Origin of the sequence: Polynucleobacter sp. MWH-Adler-W8, assembly GCF_001889925.1 — a bacterium.
Classification (GTDB): Bacteria; Pseudomonadota; Gammaproteobacteria; order Burkholderiales; family Burkholderiaceae; genus Polynucleobacter.
Window position 1 is genome coordinate 352,598 of record NZ_LZFI01000002.1, and the last position, 19,628, is coordinate 372,225.

Genomic DNA, 19,628 nt, shown 5'->3' on the forward strand with positions numbered 1-19,628 from the left:
TTACCTCTTTTCTTTTTCTTAGCCTACTCAGGCATTTCAATACCCATCAGCCCAGCGCCTAGTACACTCGTGGTATTCATCTTTTTTACTAGCGAACTTTTACATGTTTGATACCGTCCGTAAGCACCAGCGAATTTTGCAGTTTGTATTAATGCTTTTGATCGTTCCATCTTTTGCCTTCTTTGGAATCTCTAGTTATTCCAGTTTCCTAGACAAAGAAACCGACCTAGTCAAAATTAATGGCAAACCTATTACCGCTCAAGAGGTGGATTCTGCTGCGAAACGTCAAGCAGAGCGCGTCGGTGGAAATGCGCAGATTGCTCAAAGCCTTCAATTTAGACAAGCAATTTTGAATGAGTTACTGCAACAACGCATCCTTGGTTTTGCAGTCAGCAATTTGCGTTTACAAGTTGGGAAAGAAGCCCTTGTTAAGAGCTTGCAAAATATTCCGCAAATTCGCGCGCTATATAAGCAAGATGGAAGTTTTGATGATGCGCGCTTCAAACAGCTCTTGGCTAGCAATGGCTTAAATGAAGAGCAGTTTTATGCGAGCCAGGCTTTTGATTTAAAAATCAGCCAATTGGTGAACTCTGTAGCCCGTACGGAAATCGCCAGTCCAAAATTATCTGAAATTGTTTCAACCCTTTATGAGACTGAGCGTCAAGTTCAGGCTCTATCCTTTGATGCAAAAGATTATTTAAACAAGGTAAATCCTTCCCAAGAAGACCTCCAGGCCTTCTATACCGCCAATACGAAGCTATTTGAGAGTCCGGAGTATGTGGATGTCGAGTACATCGTTCTCAAAGCCGATCCAAAAGAAGATGCGAAAGTATTTAGCGATAAAGCAGATCAATTTGCCAATATGACTTATGACCAGTCGGATAGTCTTAAGCCGGCTGCAGATAAATTAAAGCTCAATATTCAAACACAGAAGGGCGTAACGCGCTCCGGTGCATCCGGCGTTGCAAAAGATCATCCGCTGGCCAATCCTAAGGTAGTTCAATCCTTGTTTGGTGATGACGCTGTTAAGAACAAACGCAATATTGAAGCTGTACAAACCTCTCCAGGCGTTTTTGTTTCGGCAAGAGTAGTTGTTTTCCATCCTGCTCAAACTTTGCCTTACAAAGATGTTGCCGCTGAAGTGAAGCGTCAAGTAAGTCAACGCATGGCTGAAAAACTTGCCGTCAGCGCTGCAGCAGATCGCTTTACGGCATTAGAAAAAGACCCGAAGAGTGGCACCGGCTTTGCTAGTCCTATTTGGGTTTCTCGGAATAAGCCTGCAAATTTAGTAGGTGGAGCTTTAGATGAGGTGATGTCAGTCAATCCTGATAAATTCCCTGCGCTGGTTTCTGTTCAAAATCCAGGGGTTGGTACTATTTTGTATCGCGTTGATCAGACAAGGCAACCTGGAGGTATTGATACCAAGGTTCATAAGGCACAAGCGCAACAAATTCAAGCGTTGGCAGCCCAGTCTGAATTTGCTGGCTTTATGTCTTATTGGCGCGATGTTGCTGGGGTCAAGATAATCAACCCACTGAAGCCGCCATCATCTGGTTCGGGCAGTTAAGCTGTATCGCTGAATTACTTATTTACTTAAGTAGTGCTTGATATGGGGCCATAGCGCCCCATACGTTTTTAAAGACAATGGCTTGCGCCTTTTCGTTCGGATGCATGCGATCCGCTTGAAATAAATTGATGTCAGAGGCAACGTTCTTTAGAAAAAACGGCACAAGTTCAACTTGTTCCTGGCGAGCCAGCTTGGGATATAGCTCCTGAAATTGCTTGGTGTAGTCTTGTCCATAATTGGGTGGAATCTGCATTCCAAACAGTAGAACTTTTGCTCCTGAGCTTTTGCTTAATTGAATCATTTTGCGAAGATTTCTATTTGACTCTTGGATTGATAGGCCGCGTAATGCATCATTTGCTCCAAGTTCTAAAAGGACAATTCCCGGTTTCCTTTGTTCCAGTAGTTTTGGTAATCTAGATAGGCCTCCAGAACTGGTTTCCCCGCTAATGCTGGCGTTAAAAACAGTCCAAGGACTAGCCTCTTTATGAAGTTGGTCCTCCAGGAGTTTTACCCACCCAGTGCCGCGCGTCAATCCATACTCTGCCGAGAGACTATCTCCCATAACCAAAATAACGGGATTGGTCTGAGCCTTTGTGCCAAAGGGAATAAACAGGCAAAATAGGGAGCTTGCCATCAATATGGCTTGCAATTTTTTACTCAAGAACTTCAACCAAATATATTGATTCATTTATGAGTATTCCAGTCAAGGTCCTTAGCGCAATACATCTAGGTAAAGAAGTTTTATCTAGCGATGGATCATTAACTATTTTGCACGACATTAGCTTTGATGTCTTTGATGGCGAAAGTGTTGCCATTACTGGCGCGTCGGGTTCTGGGAAAAGTACTTTACTTGGTCTTCTAGCTGGCTTAGATACTCCCTCTAGTGGTCATGTTGAATTGGTCGCCCAAAATCTCAATCAGCTTGACGAAGATGGGCGGGCGAAATTACGAGGGCAAAAGGTAGGCTTTGTATTTCAATCCTTCCAATTGCTACCTCATTTAACAGCCCTTGAAAACGTCATGCTGCCGGCCGATCTAAATGGGATGGGGATGGCTAAGGAAAATGCATTAGCCTGCCTAGAACAGGTGGGTTTAAGCGAACGAGCCAACCATTTCCCAAGGACCTTGTCAGGCGGAGAGCAGCAACGGGTAGCGCTAGCTAGGGCCTTCATCATGAAGCCAGAGATTTTATTTGCCGACGAGCCCACGGGAAGTTTGGATGAGGTTAGCGGAAATCGGGTTATTGAGCTGCTTTTTGAGCTAAATCGAGCCAATCATTCCACCCTGATTTTAGTCACCCATGACCAAGCCCTAGCTGATCGGTGCCAGCGGCAATTGCACCTTCAAGGTGGTCGATTGCTGTAGGCAAAACCTTATAATCTAGGGATGTCTTTTTTCCACTTTTTGCCCGGCGCTGATGCGCTTTCCCCCTTTCGCCAGCAGCGACTTTTGGCTGCTTTGGCCGCTCAAGGGGTTGATCTTGAGTCCATTGAAGCTCAATACCTTCATTTCATATGGTCAGAGGCTGAGCTAAACGCCGAAGATCAAGAAGTCATGGCCAGTTTATTGACCTATGGCGAGCCATTTCATTCAAAAATACATCCAGGAAAATCCTGGTTCGGAAGTAGCAAGAACGAGAATCAAGGTGCCATTGTTATTCCGAGGTTTGGAACACTTTCTCCATGGGCCAGTAAGGCCACAGATATCGCTCGTCAATGTGGATTAGATGTATTGCGCATTGAGCGTGGCGCTCAATTTTCATGGAAGAGCAAGAAAGCGCTGACACCAGAGCAAAAGCAATTGGTGCTTGCTGCGGTCCACGACAGAATGACTGAAGCAGTGATTGATTCAACTGACGCCGCTAATGCTTTATACCAATCACTGGAAGACAAGCCGTTAACACGTATACCGGTAATGACTGAAGGTCGGGCTGCTCTCGATAAAGCAAATCAAGAATTAGGTCTTGCTTTGTCCGATGACGAGGTGACATACCTAGTTGAAAACTTTACTAGACTCAAGCGCAACCCATCAGACGTTGAGCTAATAATGTTCGCACAAGCAAACAGTGAACACTGTCGCCATAAGATTTTTAATTCCAGTTGGACAATTGATGGGGATGATCAAGAGCGATCTTTATTTGCCATGATCCGCAATACTCACCAATTGAAACCAGAGGGAACGATTGTTGCGTATTCCGATAACTCTGCAGTCATGGTTGGCTGCGAAGCGGAAACCTGGGTTCCCCAAGGCAAAGATCAACGCTATGAAAAAGATACGCGCTTGGTCCATACCCTTATGAAGGTGGAGACTCATAATCACCCGACTGCGATCGCTCCTTTTCCTGGCGCATCTACAGGTGCGGGCGGTGAGATTCGTGATGAGGGTGCCACTGGTATAGGCGGACGTCCTAAAGCTGGCCTTACCGGTTTCTCAGTATCTAATTTAAATATTCCTGGCACAGATCTTCCTTGGGAGAATCTGAAATATGGCAAGCCTGAGCGCATTGCTACACCTTTACAAATCATGATTGAAGGGCCGCTAGGCGGCGCTGCATTCAATAATGAATTTGGTCGCCCAATTTTAGGTGGTTACTTTAGAGTCTTTGAGCAAACATTAGATGGCACACGTCGTGGTTATCACAAGCCCATCATGATTGCCGGCGGTATTGGAAGCATTGATTCAATCCACACTGCAAAAAAAGCAATTCAAGCAGGGCACTTATTGATTCAATTAGGTGGTCCGGGTATGCGAATCGGTATGGGTGGTGCTACTGGTAGTTCCGTTGCAACAGGGACAAATACTGCCGATCTTGATTTTGATTCTGTGCAGCGAGGCAATCCAGAAATGGAGCGTCGAGCACAAGAGGTGATTAATGCCTGCCGCGCTCTTGGTGATCACAATCCAATCGTATCAATACATGATGTGGGTGCGGGCGGTATATCCAATGCATTCCCGGAGCTTGCAGATGGAGCTGGTTTGGGGGCTTCATTTAAACTTCGGAGCGTTCCACTCGAAGAAAGTGGCATGAGTCCTGCAGAGATTTGGTGCAATGAATCTCAGGAACGTTATGTTTTGGCTATTGATGCAAAAGATTTGGACCTGTTTAAATCATTTTGCGAACGTGAGCGTTGTCCTTTTGCGGTAGTTGGCGAAGCAACCGCAGAACGTCAGTTGAAATTAAGCGACTCAAAGCAGTCCTCATCTGATGATGCTGCGCTGCCAATTGATATGCCAATGGAAGTTTTGCTTGGTAAGCCTCCAAAGATGCATCGCAACGTTGCAAGAGTTGCCCAAGAGTTCAAAGAATTGGATGTAACTGATGCTGATCTTGCGCAATCAATAGCCTGGGTCTTGCAACAACCTACCGTAGCTAGCAAATCATTCTTAATTACGATTGGTGACCGAACTGTTGGCGGTCTAAATGCTAGAGACCAGTTTGTTGGTCCATGGCAAGTTCCTGTAGCTGATTGCGCCGTTACTCTGATGGATTACAAGGGTTATCGTGGTGAAGCAATGTCTATGGGTGAAAGAACTCCATTAGCGGTTATAGACGCAGCAGCGGCTGCGCGCATGGCAGTGGGTGAGGCGATTACCAACCTCTTGGCTGCAGATATTGCCAGCCTCGAAAGCGTAAAACTTTCTGCAAACTGGATGGCGGCATGCGGTTCTCCTGGTGAGGATGCCAAGCTCTATGACTCCGTTAAAGCAATTGGCATGGAACTGTGTCCTGCGCTTGGAATATCGATTCCAGTTGGCAAGGATTCTTTATCTATGTCTACCGCATGGCAAGATGGTGATGAAGCCAAGAAAGTAGTCGCACCCGTATCTTTAATCATCTCTGCTTTTGCATCTGTACTAGATGCCCGTAAAACATTGACACCTCTGCTTCAGTTAAAGAGAAAAGACGGATCTCCACAAGAGACTGAGCTGATCTTGATCGATTTAGGGCGTGGCAAGAATCGCATGGCGGGAAGTATCTTGGCTCAAGTGCTTGATCAGTCCGGAAAATCAGCGCCTGATATTGATCACCCAGAAGATTTGAAGTCTTTGGCTGCCGCCATTATTGAATTGCGTAAAGAGAATAAGCTTTTGGCTTATCACGACCGTTCTGATGGTGGATTATTTGCCTCTGTTGCTGAAATGGCTTTTGCTTCCCACTGCGGCATCTCGCTTAACGTAGATATGATCGCTAGGGATGCTGGGCAAGAGCCTGATTATGGTGACGCCAAGAATTGGGCGCAACAGGTATCTGGTCGTCGCCATGAGCAAACCATGCGTGCGTTATTTAATGAAGAGTTAGGCGCAGTAATTCAAGTTCGCAAAGAAGATCGTGATGCGGTGTTTGCTGTATTGAGAAGGTTGGGCTTAAGTGCTCATAGCCATGTGATCGGCAAACCCAATACCAACGGCCGTATTGAAATTTGGCGTGATGCTAAAAATATTTTTGCTGAGCCGCGTGAAGTGCTGCAAAAGATCTGGACTAACACTAGCTATCAAATAGCGCGTTTACGTGACAATCCTGCCTGTGCTGATAGTGAATTCTCGCTCTTGGACAATGGGGCTGATGTAGGTATGAATCCTAAACTCACATTCAATCCTTCTGAAGATATTGCAGCGCCCTTTATCGCTAAGAATACCCGCCCCAAAGTGGCCATTTTGCGAGAGCAGGGTGTTAATTCTCATGTGGAAATGGCTTATTCCGTTAATTGGGCTGGATTTGAGAGCTATGACGTCCATATGTCAGATTTACTCAGTGGCAAGGCTAAATTAGAAGACTTTAGAGGGCTTATTGCTTGTGGTGGCTTTAGTTACGGAGATGTATTGGGAGCTGGAGAAGGCTGGGCAAAAACAATTCTGTTTAATCAACAGCTTCGTGATCAGTTTTCTAAGTTCTTTGAGCGTCAAGACAGCTTTGCGTTAGGTGTTTGTAACGGCTGCCAAATGATGAGCAATCTCTCAGGAATTATTCCGGGTGCAGAAGCATGGCCTAAATTTACACGCAATCAATCAGAGCAATATGAAGCGCGCTTAGTGATGGCTGAAGTAATGGCTTCACCTTCAATATTCACCCAAGGCATGGAAGGCAGTCAGATACCCATTGCCATCGCTCACGGTGAAGGATTTGCCAATTTCAGTCAACAGGGCAGCTTAGAGCAGATTCAAAAGCAAGGCTTGGCCTCATTCCGCTTTGTGGATCATCAAGGTAACCCAACAGAAACCTATCCCATGAATCCAAACGGCTCTCCTAATGGGTTGACTGGTGTGACGACACCTGATGGCCGCTTTATGGTCATGATGCCACATCCAGAACGTGTATTTAGGGCTGTACAGATGAGCTGGTGTCCGCCTGAATGGTTGGATACCCCTGATGGGGCTAGCCCTTGGCTACGCTTATTCCGCAATGCCCGTCGTTGGGCGAATTAAGTTGTCTGCTGACGGATTAATGGAGCCGGTCACTTTTTCTGAAAGTGGCGGCGTTCGTTATCTCCACTTTGGCACCGACTCCATTCAGGGTGCGATGCATATTCGTGATCCTGATGAGATTTATTTAGAGTACAACCAGCAAATGATGGCCTGGCTTTTGTTTTTAGAGACTAAGCCTGGCATGCGGATAGCCCAGCTAGGTTTAGGCACTGGTGCATTAACTAAATTTCAACATCGATATTGCCCAGCTGTGAAAACTACCGTAGTAGAGTTCAATCCCGCTGTAATCATTTCTGCAAGATCAATGTTTTTTACACCTGACGATGATCGCCGCTTAGAAACTCTACAAGCTGATGCAAAACTATTCGTCAAGAATAAAAAGTATCAAGACTACTTTGATGCTGTTCAGGTTGATTTGTATGATGCGATTTGCGATGGCCCTGCAGCAAGCTCTTTGGATTTCTATAAAGGTTGCTACGATATTCTTAGAGGGCCTGGTGTCATGACGGTGAATTTATTCTCACGACACAAAAGCTTTGATCTAAACCTTAAGAATATCTGTGAAGCTTTTGATAACAGAGTGCTCTTATTTCCTGAATCCCATGATTGCAATGTTGTGGCGATAGCATTTAAAGGGCCCAAACTCGAAGCGGAGTGGAAAGATGTCTCGAAACGGGCAAAATTGATTCTTGAAAAAACCGGGCTTCCTACCAATAAATGGGTCTCAGGCATTAGTCGGGAGAATGTCCGACAAGAAAATAAGCTCTCGATCTAATACTTCGAAGCAAAAGAAAAAGGCGATCGTTTGATCGCCTTTTTTGCTGTTCAACCTATTGCTAGGTTGAGCGTATTGCGTATTACACAGTCACAGTATCTGCAACATCGCTAAATGACTTGAGCTTATCAAAACTCATATATTTATAAACATCACCAGCTTTAGCATCAAGTGCCTTCACTTGCTCCAAATACTCAGCAGGAGTAGGTAGGCGACCCAAGAGGGCGGCAACAGAAGCCAATTCAGCAGAAGCCAAATACACGCGAGTGTCGATACCAAGGCGGTTAGGGAAGTTACGAGTAGAGGTCGATACAGCTGTTGAGCCCTTGCGGATCTGTGCTTGGTTGCCCATACAAAGTGAGCAGCCCGGGCTTTCCATACGGGCACCAGCTGCGCCTAACATGCCGTAGTAGCCTTCTTCCATCAAGACCATGGCATCCATCTTGGTTGGAGGTGCTACCCATAAACGGGTTGGCATATCCTTCTTGCCTTGTAGCACCTGACCAGCTGCGCGGAAGTGGCCAATATTGGTCATGCATGAGCCAATAAATACCTCATCAATCTTATCGCCAGCTACTTCAGACAATACTTTTACATCATCCGGATCGTTAGGGCATGCAAGGATAGGCTCTTTGATTTCATCGATATTGATTTCGATGATCTCTGCATAGTCAGCATCCGCATCAGCTTTGAGGAGTTGTGGATTAGCAATCCAAGCTTCCATGGCTTTGATACGGCGACCGAGAGTACGTTTATCTTCATAACCATTAGCAATCATCCACTTCATCAAGGTGATATTTGATGTCATGTATTCGATGATTGGCTCTTTGTTCAAGTGAACTGTACAACCACCAGCAGAACGTTCAGCAGAAGCATCAGACAATTCAAAGGCTTGCTCAACTTTTAGGTCAGGTAGGCCTTCAATTTCAAGAATACGGCCAGAGAAAATATTCTTCTTGCCTTGTTTCTCAACGGTCAACAAACCTTTTTTGATTGCATATAAAGGGATGGCATTTACTAGGTCACGTAAGGTGATGCCAGGTTGCATCTTGCCTTTAAAGCGGACCAATACAGACTCAGGCATATCCAATGGCATTACACCTGTTGCTGCGGCAAAGGCAACTAAACCTGAACCAGCAGGGAAAGAAATGCCGATTGGGAAACGAGTATGGCTATCGCCACCAGTTCCACAGGTATCCGGGAGGAGTAAGCGGTTCAACCAACTATGGATCACGCCATCACCTGGTCGCAAGGCAACACCACCACGATTGGTCATGAATGGTGGCAATTCATGTTGAGTGCGGATGTCTACAGGCTTTGGATAAGCCGAGGTATGACAGAACGACTGCATTACGAGATCGGAAGAGAAACCAAGGCAAGCCAAGTCTTTCAATTCATCGCGCGTCATTGGGCCTGTTGTGTCTTGTGAGCCAACAGTAGTCATATGCGGCTCGCAGTAAGTACCAGGACGTACACCTTGTCCTTCTGGCAAGCCACAAGCGCGGCCAACCATCTTCTGAGCCAAGCTAAAGCCCTTCTTGTTGTCGACCGGATTAACCGGTAAACGGAATTCAGTAGAAGCAGGTAAGCCCAGGGCAGCGCGAGCTTTTGCGGTTAAGCCACGACCAACTATTAAAGGGATACGTCCGCCAGCGCGTACTTCATCCAGAATGACGGGCGACTTCAATGTAAAAGTGGTAATTTCCTTACCGTTTTTAAATACTTTTCCTTCGTATGGGCGCAGTTCAATCTCATCACCCATATTCATTTGAGAAACATCTAATTCAATTGGCAATGCTCCGGAATCCTCCATTGTGTTGAAGAAGATCGGGGCAATATTGGTACCTAAGCACACACCACCAAAACGCTTGTTGGGTACGAACGGAATATCTTGACCTGTCCACCAGAGAACAGAGTTTGTTGCAGATTTACGTGATGAGCCTGTACCAACTACGTCACCAACGTAGGCAATTTGATTGCCTTTTTTCTGGAGAGCAGCGATTTGCTTCATCGGACCACGAACACCACTCTCATCTGGCTCAATACCAGGACGGGGGTTCTTGAGCATGATGGTTGCATGCAGCGGAATATCAGGGCGGCTCCATGCGTCAGGCGCAGGAGAAAGGTCATCGGTATTAGTTTCACCCGTTACCTTGAAAACAGTTAACTTCATGCTTTCTGGAACTGCAGGGCGGCTAGTAAACCAGTCTGCATCGGCCCAGCTTTGCATTACTGCTTTAGCATTCGCATTGCCTTTTTCAGCAAGTTCTTGAACGTCGTTGAAATAATCAAACATCAAGAGTGTTTTCTTGAGCGCTTCGGCAGCAGCAACACCACACTCAGAGTCAGATAAAAGCTCTACTAAAGGTTTGATGTTGTAACCACCTAGCATCGTGCCCAAAAGTTCAGTAGCACGTACGCGGGAAATTAATGGGGATTTTTCTGTACCTTTGGCAACAGCATCTAAGAACTCAGCTTTAACTTTAGCTGCATCGTCAACACCAGCAGGAACGCGGTTGGTGATTAATTCAACTAGCTCAGTTTCCTTACCGGCAGGTGGGCTTTTCAGCAACTTCACCAGTTCAGAGGTTTGATCCTTGGTTAAGGGCAGGGCTGGAATACCGAGGGCTGCGCGTTCAGCGGCGAGGGCGTTATAGGCTTCTAACATTATGTTTCCCATGAGGTAAAGGTGATCAATAGAAAGGCCAAAAGGGAATTCTCTCCCGTTTTGACAAATTATAGTTGCTAAATCAAGTCTTATATAAGAGTTTAAACCCTAAAAAATAGGCAAATTAGCCAAAATCAGGGCTTTATTTGGACCCATGACTTGAAAAATGGGTCAATTACACAACTTGCTCCTCTTTGAGGGCCCAAACCAGTGCAACTACCCAGCCAATCAGAGACCATCCTAAAAACAGGTTTAAGGCAAAAATAGCCCCTGTATTTGCCCTTTTTTTGTGAAATGCAATAGCAAAAGGGAGGAAATAGAAGAGGGAAAGAATAGTGATTAATGTCGCAAATAAAAGGCGCATAGGTAATAAATCATTAGATTTGGGTAGATAAGATCCTATATTAACGATTTTGAAATTCTCCCGCCCCTGATGGCTATCGTTATAATTACTTTTTCCAACAGAGCTTAAGCGATGACCAAATACGTTTTTGTCACTGGTGGTGTGGTTTCTTCTTTAGGGAAAGGAATCGCAGCTGCCTCGCTTGCCGCGATTCTTGAATCCCGCGGCCTGAAAGTCACCCTCCTAAAATTAGACCCTTATATTAACGTTGACCCGGGCACTATGAGCCCACTGCAGCACGGAGAGGTTTTTGTAACCGAAGATGGTGCTGAGACCGATTTAGACTTGGGTCACTATGAGCGCTTTGTTTCTGCAAAGATGCGCAAAAGTAATAACTTCACCACTGGCCAGATTTATGAGTCAGTTATCAGCAAAGAGCGTCGCGGTGAATATCTTGGAAAAACAGTCCAAGTTATTCCGCACATTACAAATGAAATCCAAGCTTTTGTAGAGCGCGGCGCTAAAGCTAGTCATGATGGCAAAGCAGATGTTGCTATTTGCGAAATCGGCGGTACCGTTGGTGATATCGAATCACTACCGTTCTTAGAGGCTGCAAGACAGATGAGCTTGCGACTACCTTTGCATGATTGCGCTTTTGTTCATTTGACTCTCGTCCCTTATATCCATAGCGCCGGTGAGTTAAAAACTAAACCAACGCAACACTCTGTTCAGAAGCTTCGTGAAATTGGCATCATGCCGACAGTATTGCTCTGTCGTGCTGACCGACCAATTCCTGAAGATGAGCGTGCAAAGATATCTTTGTTCTCAAATGTTCGTGAAGAAGCGGTGATTTCAGTTTGGGATGTAGACACAATTTATAAGATTCCTGAAATGCTCCAAGCCCAAGGCATGGATGATTTAATTTGCCGTCAACTAGATCTCAAAGCCAAGCCAGCAGATCTTTCTGTTTGGGCTAATCTAGTTTATGAAATGGCAAACCCACAACACGAAGTGACCATTGGTATGGTTGGCAAGTATGTGGAGCTAACGGAGTCATACAAATCACTGATTGAGGCTTTGCGTCACGCCGGCATTCATACGCATACTCGCGTCAATATTAATTACATTGATTCCGAAGTCATTGAAAAAGATGGCATTGGATGTCTACAAAATCTCGACGCTATCCTGGTTCCCGGTGGCTTTGGTAAGCGTGGCACTGAAGGAAAAATTGCTGCCATTCGTTATGCACGTGAAAATAACGTTCCTTATTTAGGTATTTGCTTGGGTATGCAATTGGCCGTAATAGAATTTGCAAGACATGTAGCGAACCTCACGAAAGCAAATAGCACCGAATTTGATCCTCAGTCTGAACAGCCTGTTGTTGCCCTGATAACCGAATGGTTGGACAGAGAAGGGCGAGTAGAGAAACGCACTAACGACTCTGATTTGGGCGGCACTATGCGTCTTGGGTCGCAACGCTGTCCAGTTAAAGCTGGAACCTTAGCCCATCGCATTTACGGTCCTGAGGTAAATGAGCGTCATCGTCATCGTTATGAAGTAAACAATACCTACGTACCTCAGCTGGAGAAATCTGGTTTGATTATTTCAGCTAGAACCCCTAATGAAGAGTTGCCAGAGATGATGGAATTACCAACATCTATGCATCCTTGGTTCTTCGGTGTGCAGTTTCACCCTGAATTTACTTCAACACCACGGGATGGACACCCTTTGTTCTCAGCCTTTATTAGCGCTGCACTTGAGCACCAAACAGCCGCTGAAAAGCAGGCTGCATAAAGGAAGAATATGAGCGCATTTAAGTTGTGTGGCTTTGACGTTGGTCTAGATCATCGCTTCTTTTTAATTGCTGGCCCCTGTGTCATTGAGTCCGAGCAATCAGCTATTGATATTGCGGGTCAATTGAAAGAAATTACTTCTGCTCTAAAGATCCCCTTTATCTACAAGTCATCGTTTGATAAGGCCAATCGTTCATCAGGAACGTCTTTCCGTGGTTTGGGTATGGATAAGGGCTTAGAGATTTTGGCTAAGGTTAAAAAGCAAGTTAACGTTCCGGTGCTTACAGATGTTCATGACATCAGCGAAATTGCTACCGTAGCTAGCGTTGTAGATGTATTGCAGACCCCAGCTTTTTTATGCAGACAAACCGACTTCATTCGCGCCTGCGCTCAAAGTGGCAAGCCGGTTAATTTTAAGAAGGGTCAGTTTCTTTCGCCGCACGAGATGCTGAATGTTATTGAGAAGGCTCGAGTAGCTGCTGCTGAAAAAAATCTTCCAGATCAATTTATGGTTTGCGAACGTGGCGCCTCCTTTGGCTACAACAACCTGGTTTCAGATATGCGTAGCTTGGCAATTCTGCGGGAATCTAACGCGCCAGTAGTATTTGATGCTACTCATTCAGTTCAATTGCCTGGAGGTCAAGGCAACTCTAGCGGCGGTCAACGTGAATTCGTACCCGTTTTGGCGCGTGCTGCTGTAGCAGTCGGCATTAGCGGCCTATTTATGGAAACCCATCCTGATCCAGCAAAAGCATTATCCGATGGACCGAACGCTGTTCCTTTGGATCGCATGAAAGACCTGCTCGAATCTTTGGTAGCTATCGACAGCGCTGTTAAATCATCCGGAATTTTTTTAGAAGACAGCTTTAAGTAAATTATTACAACCCATTTCATATTGTTTTAAGGAGAAGGTGCATGAGCGCCATTGTTGACATCATCGGTAGAGAAGTTCTGGATTCACGCGGCAACCCAACGGTTGAGTGCGATGTTTTGCTTGAGTCAGGCGTTATGGGTCGTGCGGCCGTACCTTCTGGAGCTTCCACAGGATCTCGTGAGGCAATTGAGTTGCGCGATGGAGACAAGTCACGTTACTTGGGTAAAGGCGTTCTCAAGGCTGTTCAAAACATCAATATTGAGATTGCAGAATCCATTCTTGGGCTTGATGCTAGTGAACAAGCTTTTCTTGATCGCACCCTGATTGAATTAGATGGTACCCATAACAAAGCACGCTTAGGTGCAAATGCAACGCTTGCGGTTTCTATGGCTGTTGCTAGGGCAGCAGCTGAAGAAGCAGGTCTACCCTTATATCGTTATTTTGGCGGCTCTGGCGGTATGCAGTTGCCAGTACCTATGATGAATATCGTGAATGGCGGTGCTCATGCCAATAACAGTTTGGATATTCAAGAATTCATGGTGATGCCAGTTGGCGCCGAAAACTTCCGTGACGCACTTCGCTGCGGTGCAGAGATTTTCCATGAGCTCAAAAAGATCTTAGGTGCTCAAGGTATGCCGACTACTGTTGGTGATGAGGGTGGTTTTGCGCCAAACTTCAAGAGTAATCACGAATGCTTGCAGACCATCATGAAAGCAATTGAGGGTGCAGGCTATACGGCAGGCGAAGATGTTCTATTGGCCCTAGATTGCGCTGCTAGTGAGTTCTACAAAGATGGCAAATATCACTTGTCAGGCGAAGGCCTACAATTAAGCTCAAGTGAGTTCTCTGATTACCTTGGTAACTTGACAGACCAGTTCCCAATCGTCTCGATTGAGGATGGCATGCATGAAGGTGACTGGGATGGTTGGGCTGACATTACCAAAAAGCTTGGTAAGAAAATTCAATTGGTTGGTGATGATTTATTTGTTACAAACACCCGCATCCTCCAAGAAGGAATAGACAAAGGTATAGCCAACTCTATTCTGATTAAGATTAATCAGATTGGCACTTTGACAGAAACGTTTGCTGCTATTGAGATGGCTAAGCGCGCAAACTACACTGCTGTGATTTCCCATCGCTCTGGCGAGACCGAAGACAGCACCATTGCAGATATTGCTGTTGGCACTAACGCAGGTCAAATTAAAACCGGTTCTTTATCTCGCTCTGATCGCATTGCTAAATATAACCAGCTGTTGCGTATTGAAGAAGATCTGGGTGATGTGGCAACTTATCCAGGTAAATCTGTTTTCTATAACCTCAAACGCTAACTTAGAGTTCTTAATAGCTTATGCGGATCGTCATCTACTCCATGCTGGTATTGCTAATAGCAATCCAGTACCCACTTTGGCTGGGTAAGGGTGGATGGCTAAAGGTTTACGAGATGGAGCGACAAGTAGAGCTTCAAGAGGCTAAAAATAGTCTCTTGGCTCTTCGCAATGCCAAGCTATCTGGCGATGTTAAAGACCTGAAAGACGGCACTCGCGCCATCGAAGAGCGGGCCCGTGTTGAGCATGGCTTAATTAAGGAAGGTGAGTTTTTCGTGCAAATCTTGCCAGCGGATAAGACATCAAATTCCCAAACCACAAAACAGTAACTTTTTAATGACCGCTAGATGGCGGCCTTGTAGCATCACTCAATAAATCAGTTTTAAATACCTGCAGGCAATCAACCGCATCAAAGCGGTATGGTTTTGCACAGAAATCACAGACGGTTTCCACGGCTCCTTGCTCCGCAAGAATGCTTTGAACCTCTTCTTCACCAAGCATTCGCAAGATATCCGCAACCTTAGTACGAGAACATCTGCAAGCAAAACGAATGGGGCGAGCAGGGAAGCTGCGTACACCGTTTTCGGCGGACTCTTCTAAAAATAAACGTCTCAAAATAGTCTCTGGTGGGAGCGTTAACAGCTCTTCATCAGTAATTGTTTCCCCAAGCGTTTGAATGCGTGACCAGCCTTCAGTAGCAACCTGCGGATCTATATGTGCATGACCCCCAGAATTTGGTAAGCGCTGTAGCAATAAGCCGCCAACATGGGTATCGCTGGAAGTAAGCCAAATGCGCGTGTCTAATTGTTCGGAGTTTTGCATATACAGGGCTATAGCCTCTGCAGCGCTGGTGACCGGCTTAATGACTGCGCCTTGATGATCTTGTAGCGCTACGATGCCTTGGTAGGGTGCCTGTCCCGGTTCACGGTCGGCTGGATCTAAGGTGATAACCAATCTTCCGCTTCCACTAACATCCAGTAGGTCTGCTAGAGTTGCATCTGACCCTATTTCAGAAGGGTCAACAGAAAGCTTGACTGTAGCCCTCATGGATAAATCAGACTTGCACTCAACCACTAGAAGTTGAATAGGGCCCTTGCTTTGCGCTTGAATAATGAGGGTTCCATCAAATTTAAGGCTGGCACTAAGAAGGGTAGCTGCACCAACGAAGTCGCCAAGTATCCGACGGACGGCAGGGGGGTCATTACGACGCTCTAAAACGGCCTGCCAGGCGCTCCCAATGGACACAATTTCCCCGCGAACTGGGGCGCCATCGCACATAAAGACTAGTAATTCATTCATAGGGCAAAGTATCCACTTTTTTTCGGTTTTAGTCTCAGCAAGCCCGACCTGAGATAATGCGATTTATGCATATTCGTACACGTTTCGCCCCAAGTCCCACGGGCTTCATTCATCTGGGAAATCTTCGCAGCGCTTTGTATCCATGGGCCTTTGCACGCCACAATAAAGGCGACTTCATTCTTCGTATTGAAGATACTGACCTTGAGCGTTCATCACAGGAAGCGGTAGACGTCATCATCGAAGGAATGGCGTGGCTCGGCCTCGATTTGGATGAAGGTCCGATCTATCAGATGCAGCGTATTGATCGATATCGTGAAGTTGTAAAGCAAATGCTAGATTCTGGATTGGCCTATCCGTGCTACATGAGCGAAGAAGAGCTCAATAAACTCCGTGATCAGCAAATGGCAAATAAAGAAAAGCCTCGCTATAACGGACTTTGGAGACCTGAGCCTGGCAAAACATTGCCGCCCGTTCCTGAGGGTGTAAGTCCAGTAATCCGCTTTAAGAATCCAATTGGTGGATCAGTCATTTGGAATGACGCTGTCAAAGGTCAAATAGAAATTAGTAATGATGAGTTGGATGACCTGGTTATTGCGAGACCAGACGGAACACCTACCTATAACTTTTGCGTAGTGATTGATGACATGGATATGAACATTACCCACGTTATTCGGGGTGATGACCATGTCAATAACACACCAAGACAAATCAACATCATGAAGGCGCTTGGTGGAACCCCGCCTGTCTATGCCCATCTGCCAACCGTCCTCAATGATGCCGGTGAAAAAATGAGTAAGCGTAATGGCGCAATGAGTGTGAGAGATTACCAAAAAGCAGGTTACCTGCCTGATGCAATCCTGAATTACCTTGCAAGACTTGGCTGGTCTCATGGAGATGCCGAGGTATTTACAAAAGAACAATTTGTAGATTGGTTTGATTTGGAAAGTTTGGGCCGCTCACCAGCGCAACATAATCCAGAAAAATTACTTTGGTTAAACCACCAATATATCCAGAATTCCGATTTAGCAAACATAGTAGCTGCTACTAAGCCATTTGCACATGAGATGGGTATTGATACCGAAGCAGGTCCAGACTTTGCTCAGGTAGTTGGCTTATTAAAAGATCGCGCCAATACCCTAATTGAAATTGCAGAAGGGGCTAAGCTGTTTTATGTGCCCGCACCCAATTTAAGCCCAGAGCAAATCAAAGAAAATATTGCTGAAGCAGTTATTCCTGCATTAAAGGATTTGGTAGAAGCTATTTCATCTGCTGAGCCGACTAAAGAAGCTTATGCGGCTGTTTTTAAGCAAATATTGGCAAAGTACCAAATCAAAATGCCAGCATTAGCAATGCCAGTTAGATACGCATTATTTGCTACCACACAGACCCCAGCCATTGATTCTGTATTGGTTGTTTTGGGCAAGGAAGAAGCCGTCAAAAGGCTCTCCAAGGTTATCCAATAGAGAATTTGCGCATCTGCACAAAAATAGGATAAAATCTTGGATTGTTTTGAGTGTCTTGTAGTTTTATTGCGGGATTTCGGGGGTATAGCTCAGCTGGGAGAGCGCTTGCATGGCATGCAAGAGGTCAGCGGTTCGATCCCGCTTATCTCCACCAAGCATTTAAAATAGTTGTATGTTGTAGTCCAGGTCCCCATCGTCTAGAGGCCTAGGACATCACCCTTTCACGGTGAGTACGGGGGTTCGAATCCCCCTGGGGACGCCAGATTCTTCTGGTAGATGTAAAGATGTATGATGTTGCGTTACTCGATGTATTTTGGAGCGGTAGTTCAGTTGGTTAGAATATCGGCCTGTCACGCCGAGGGTCGCGGGTTCGAGTCCCGTCCGTTCCGCCAAGACAATTAAAAAGCCCCCTTAATCGGGGGCTTTTTCTTATTCAACTTGTTTGCAAGCTAACATTTCTGAAATTCTTTTCTCCTGCTTAATATCAAAACCGCATTCCACTTGGCGGCTCGAGTTCTCGTATGTTCCAAAAATCATATCCCAGATTGGTAGGCCATAGTTATTGCGGTGACGATCGCGCTCATGGTGAATGCGATGCATTTCTGGGCGAACAATGAAATACCCAAGCCAACGTGGTGTACGAATGTTGGTATGCTCCCAGTACTCGAATATTGCAACCCACAGGGTAGCCCAAGAAGCAGATTCAATACTCATTCCCAATAAGCCATAACAAACTAAGTTGATGATGAATACATTGGCAACAAAATCCGATGGGTGAGCATAAAAAGCAGTAAAGGCCTGGAGGCGATAAGTGCTGTGATGGATTTGATGGAAGACTTTCCATGCAAAATTGTTGTGGTGACGATAACGATGCCACCAATAGACAAAAAAAGTAATCACCAGATATGCGCCAAGCCCGCTTAACCAATTGGGGCTTGAATTTAACAATTCTACGATTGGCCCCGAAGCATGCATGGCACTCGTATATGGACTGATAACAGCACCAATAAGACCGGTAGAGGCAATGCCAAGAACCGCACAAATCAGAAGTCTTTTACGCCAAGCCTTATCTGCATTGTATAGATACAGGGGGCATCTGCGCTCCCAAAGGCTGAGCACAAGCAAGATTAAAGGTGAAATTAAATAGGGGAGTAAGGAATCCATTTTGGCTTTCCTGAATTCATGAATCCCTCATGCAAGGGGCACAAGTTTGACGCATTAGTCAATTCTGTTGAGGTTTCTCAAAAAACGCTGCAATTCTGGCGCAAGAATTTTTTCTTCTGATGGTATAGGTTCAATTTTTCCATAAATTAAATCGAGGAAGTTTTGGGTTTCATAGGCTACTGTTTCCCGTTCGTTATCTACAGTGATCATATGATAGCTATTTCCCAAATAAATCTGTCTTAGTAAGGAAGCATTAGATTTTTCACCAACCAATTCTGCATTAAAGGTATTGGCTATTTCATCATCAATAGCATGAATGGTTAAAACGGAGGAACTTACTCGTGAAAGATTTTTTGTTGCATACTTACAAAGCTTGTTTCCTTCATGCATGTGCCTCAGCGACATGTATAAACCACCGACGGAGGATATATCTTGGCTCGAAAGTACTCTCTTGATATAGGCGCGAATTTGAGGATTCTTAATGCCAAAGGGATCACGCTCCCTGTATTTGAAGTGATCCCCCAATCCAACCATCATTCCAAATGGTATCAGCGAGCGATACCAGGGGATGGCCCAACCGTTGTATTTAAGTGTAGTTGATAGAGCTACCACGCCCAAGATATCATTGAGCTCAGAGGCAACAGCCAAGGCTAATGTAGAGCCAAGTGAAATACCGCCCAGGCTAATAGGCTTAGATTCAGTCTTCTGCAGGTCTTGAACATGCTTGATTGCTTCCTTAAGCCAGAACTTCCAACTACTAGCCTTGCCACCAAAGGAATATCCCGCAATGGTTGGGGCATTCACCCTATAGCCAGCAGCAGTAAGCTGTGAGCTTAGGAAATTGAATTCAAGAGGCGATGACGAAAGGCCGTGAAATAGTACAATTAGAGGTCTATTATCGTCATTATGTGCAAAGTCATTCATAACTATTAA

General features: G+C 45.5%; 15 protein-coding genes and 3 tRNA genes. 12 read left to right on the forward strand and 6 right to left on the reverse strand.

Going from position 1 to position 19,628, the window contains the following annotated elements:
- Positions 1–103: 103 nt before the first annotated feature.
- Positions 104–1,567 (forward strand): peptidylprolyl isomerase, encoded by a 1,464-nt coding sequence (locus tag AOC28_RS02585; RefSeq protein ID WP_072582408.1) that lies wholly within the window; start codon positions 104–106, stop codon positions 1,565–1,567.
- 22 nt (positions 1,568–1,589) lie between these two features.
- Here AOC28_RS02585 and AOC28_RS02590 read toward each other — a convergent pair whose 3' ends face one another.
- Entirely contained in the window at positions 1,590–2,255 is a 666-nt protein-coding gene (locus tag AOC28_RS02590) for an arylesterase (RefSeq protein ID WP_072582409.1), read from the reverse strand.
- A gap of 2 nt (positions 2,256–2,257) precedes the next feature.
- On the opposite strand from AOC28_RS02590, the gene AOC28_RS02595 reads away from it, so the two are divergent.
- Genes AOC28_RS02595 through AOC28_RS02605 form a run of 3 tightly spaced genes read left to right on the forward strand, consistent with a single transcriptional unit; the run spans position 2,258 to position 7,766 of the window.
- Positions 2,258–2,932, forward strand: a complete 675-nt coding sequence (locus AOC28_RS02595; RefSeq protein ID WP_083564203.1) for an ATP-binding cassette domain-containing protein — start codon at positions 2,258–2,260, stop codon at positions 2,930–2,932.
- A gap of 21 nt (positions 2,933–2,953) precedes the next feature.
- Positions 2,954–6,991 carry a phosphoribosylformylglycinamidine synthase gene (gene purL / locus AOC28_RS02600; RefSeq protein WP_072582410.1) on the forward strand — a complete coding sequence of 1,346 codons (4,038 nt, stop codon included), beginning with the start codon at positions 2,954–2,956 and terminating at the stop codon, positions 6,989–6,991.
- Positions 6,936–7,766: a spermidine synthase gene (locus tag AOC28_RS02605; protein WP_237767715.1), complete on the forward strand. Its 831-nt coding sequence runs from the start codon at positions 6,936–6,938 to the stop codon at positions 7,764–7,766. Before purL ends, AOC28_RS02605 begins: the two co-directional genes overlap by 56 nt.
- An 82-nt stretch (positions 7,767–7,848) precedes the next feature.
- Here the strand turns inward: AOC28_RS02605 and AOC28_RS02610 are convergent, their stop codons facing one another.
- Both AOC28_RS02610 and AOC28_RS02615 read right to left on the reverse strand, forming a co-directional pair.
- On the reverse strand, positions 7,849–10,434 hold the full coding sequence (locus AOC28_RS02610) for a bifunctional aconitate hydratase 2/2-methylisocitrate dehydratase (RefSeq protein WP_072582411.1): 2,586 nt from the start codon (positions 10,432–10,434) through the stop codon (positions 7,849–7,851).
- Between the two features lie 175 nt (positions 10,435–10,609).
- Positions 10,610–10,798: a superinfection immunity protein gene (locus AOC28_RS02615; protein ID WP_072582412.1), complete on the reverse strand. Its 189-nt coding sequence runs from the start codon at positions 10,796–10,798 to the stop codon at positions 10,610–10,612.
- A gap of 111 nt (positions 10,799–10,909) precedes the next feature.
- Between AOC28_RS02615 and AOC28_RS02620 the strand changes: the two genes are divergently transcribed.
- The 4 genes from AOC28_RS02620 to ftsB are packed head-to-tail and all read left to right on the forward strand — an operon-like array spanning position 10,910 to position 15,098.
- Complete coding sequence (locus tag AOC28_RS02620; RefSeq protein WP_072582413.1) at positions 10,910–12,571, forward strand: CTP synthase; 1,662 nt, start codon at positions 10,910–10,912, stop codon at positions 12,569–12,571.
- A 9-nt stretch (positions 12,572–12,580) separates the two neighbouring features.
- On the forward strand, positions 12,581–13,444 hold the full coding sequence (gene kdsA, locus AOC28_RS02625; RefSeq protein ID WP_072582414.1) for a 3-deoxy-8-phosphooctulonate synthase: 864 nt from the start codon (positions 12,581–12,583) through the stop codon (positions 13,442–13,444).
- A gap of 41 nt (positions 13,445–13,485) precedes the next feature.
- Positions 13,486–14,772, forward strand: coding sequence for a phosphopyruvate hydratase (gene eno / locus AOC28_RS02630; RefSeq protein ID WP_072582415.1), 1,287 nt, complete (start codon positions 13,486–13,488; stop codon positions 14,770–14,772).
- A 20-nt stretch (positions 14,773–14,792) separates the two neighbouring features.
- On the forward strand, positions 14,793–15,098 hold the full coding sequence (gene ftsB, locus AOC28_RS02635) for a cell division protein FtsB (RefSeq protein ID WP_072582416.1): 306 nt from the start codon (positions 14,793–14,795) through the stop codon (positions 15,096–15,098).
- Between the two features lie 4 nt (positions 15,099–15,102).
- Here ftsB and AOC28_RS02640 read toward each other — a convergent pair whose 3' ends face one another.
- Positions 15,103–16,068, reverse strand: a complete 966-nt coding sequence (locus AOC28_RS02640) for an Hsp33 family molecular chaperone HslO (RefSeq protein WP_072582417.1) — start codon at positions 16,066–16,068, stop codon at positions 15,103–15,105.
- 56 nt (positions 16,069–16,124) lie between these two features.
- On the opposite strand from AOC28_RS02640, the gene gltX reads away from it, so the two are divergent.
- The 4 genes from gltX to AOC28_RS02660 all read left to right on the forward strand — a co-directional run bounded on the left by gltX (position 16,125) and on the right by AOC28_RS02660 (position 17,923).
- The gene (gene gltX, locus AOC28_RS02645) at positions 16,125–17,531 is read left to right on the forward strand and encodes a glutamate--tRNA ligase (protein WP_072582418.1); all 1,407 of its coding nucleotides are present in this window, start codon (positions 16,125–16,127) and stop codon (positions 17,529–17,531) included.
- 78 nt (positions 17,532–17,609) lie between these two features.
- Positions 17,610–17,685 (forward strand) — tRNA-Ala (locus AOC28_RS02650).
- A 32-nt stretch (positions 17,686–17,717) separates the two neighbouring features.
- Positions 17,718–17,793, forward strand: a tRNA-Glu gene (locus AOC28_RS02655).
- Positions 17,794–17,846: 53 nt separating this feature from the next.
- Positions 17,847–17,923: transfer RNA gene (locus AOC28_RS02660), tRNA-Asp, on the forward strand.
- A 37-nt stretch (positions 17,924–17,960) separates the two neighbouring features.
- On the opposite strand, the gene AOC28_RS02665 is transcribed toward AOC28_RS02660, so the two are convergent.
- Positions 17,961–18,695 (reverse strand): sterol desaturase family protein, encoded by a 735-nt coding sequence (locus AOC28_RS02665; RefSeq protein WP_072582419.1) that lies wholly within the window; start codon positions 18,693–18,695, stop codon positions 17,961–17,963.
- Between the two features lie 54 nt (positions 18,696–18,749).
- Positions 18,750–19,619 carry an alpha/beta fold hydrolase gene (locus AOC28_RS02670; protein WP_158009032.1) on the reverse strand — a complete coding sequence of 290 codons (870 nt, stop codon included), beginning with the start codon at positions 19,617–19,619 and terminating at the stop codon, positions 18,750–18,752.
- Positions 19,620–19,628: the final 9 nt, after the last annotated feature.

Excerpts from the sequence above, each read along its gene's own strand:
- AOC28_RS02585 (WP_072582408.1), top strand. The coding sequence starts at position 104 with ATGTTTGATACCGTCCGTAAGCACCAGCGAATTTTGCAGTTTGTATTA.
- AOC28_RS02590 (WP_072582409.1), bottom strand. The coding sequence starts at position 2,255 with ATGAATCAATATATTTGGTTGAAGTTCTTGAGTAAAAAATTGCAAGCC.
- AOC28_RS02595 (WP_083564203.1), top strand. The coding sequence starts at position 2,258 with ATGAGTATTCCAGTCAAGGTCCTTAGCGCAATACATCTAGGTAAAGAA.
- purL (WP_072582410.1), top strand. The coding sequence starts at position 2,954 with ATGTCTTTTTTCCACTTTTTGCCCGGCGCTGATGCGCTTTCCCCCTTT.
- AOC28_RS02605 (WP_237767715.1), top strand. The coding sequence starts at position 6,936 with ATGGGGCTAGCCCTTGGCTACGCTTATTCCGCAATGCCCGTCGTTGGG.
- AOC28_RS02610 (WP_072582411.1), bottom strand. The coding sequence starts at position 10,434 with ATGTTAGAAGCCTATAACGCCCTCGCCGCTGAACGCGCAGCCCTCGGT.
- AOC28_RS02615 (WP_072582412.1), bottom strand. The coding sequence starts at position 10,798 with ATGCGCCTTTTATTTGCGACATTAATCACTATTCTTTCCCTCTTCTAT.
- AOC28_RS02620 (WP_072582413.1), top strand. The coding sequence starts at position 10,910 with ATGACCAAATACGTTTTTGTCACTGGTGGTGTGGTTTCTTCTTTAGGG.
- kdsA (WP_072582414.1), top strand. The coding sequence starts at position 12,581 with ATGAGCGCATTTAAGTTGTGTGGCTTTGACGTTGGTCTAGATCATCGC.
- eno (WP_072582415.1), top strand. The coding sequence starts at position 13,486 with ATGAGCGCCATTGTTGACATCATCGGTAGAGAAGTTCTGGATTCACGC.
- ftsB (WP_072582416.1), top strand. The coding sequence starts at position 14,793 with ATGCGGATCGTCATCTACTCCATGCTGGTATTGCTAATAGCAATCCAG.
- AOC28_RS02640 (WP_072582417.1), bottom strand. The coding sequence starts at position 16,068 with ATGAATGAATTACTAGTCTTTATGTGCGATGGCGCCCCAGTTCGCGGG.
- gltX (WP_072582418.1), top strand. The coding sequence starts at position 16,125 with ATGCGATTTATGCATATTCGTACACGTTTCGCCCCAAGTCCCACGGGC.
- AOC28_RS02665 (WP_072582419.1), bottom strand. The coding sequence starts at position 18,695 with ATGGATTCCTTACTCCCCTATTTAATTTCACCTTTAATCTTGCTTGTG.
- AOC28_RS02670 (WP_158009032.1), bottom strand. The coding sequence starts at position 19,619 with ATGAATGACTTTGCACATAATGACGATAATAGACCTCTAATTGTACTA.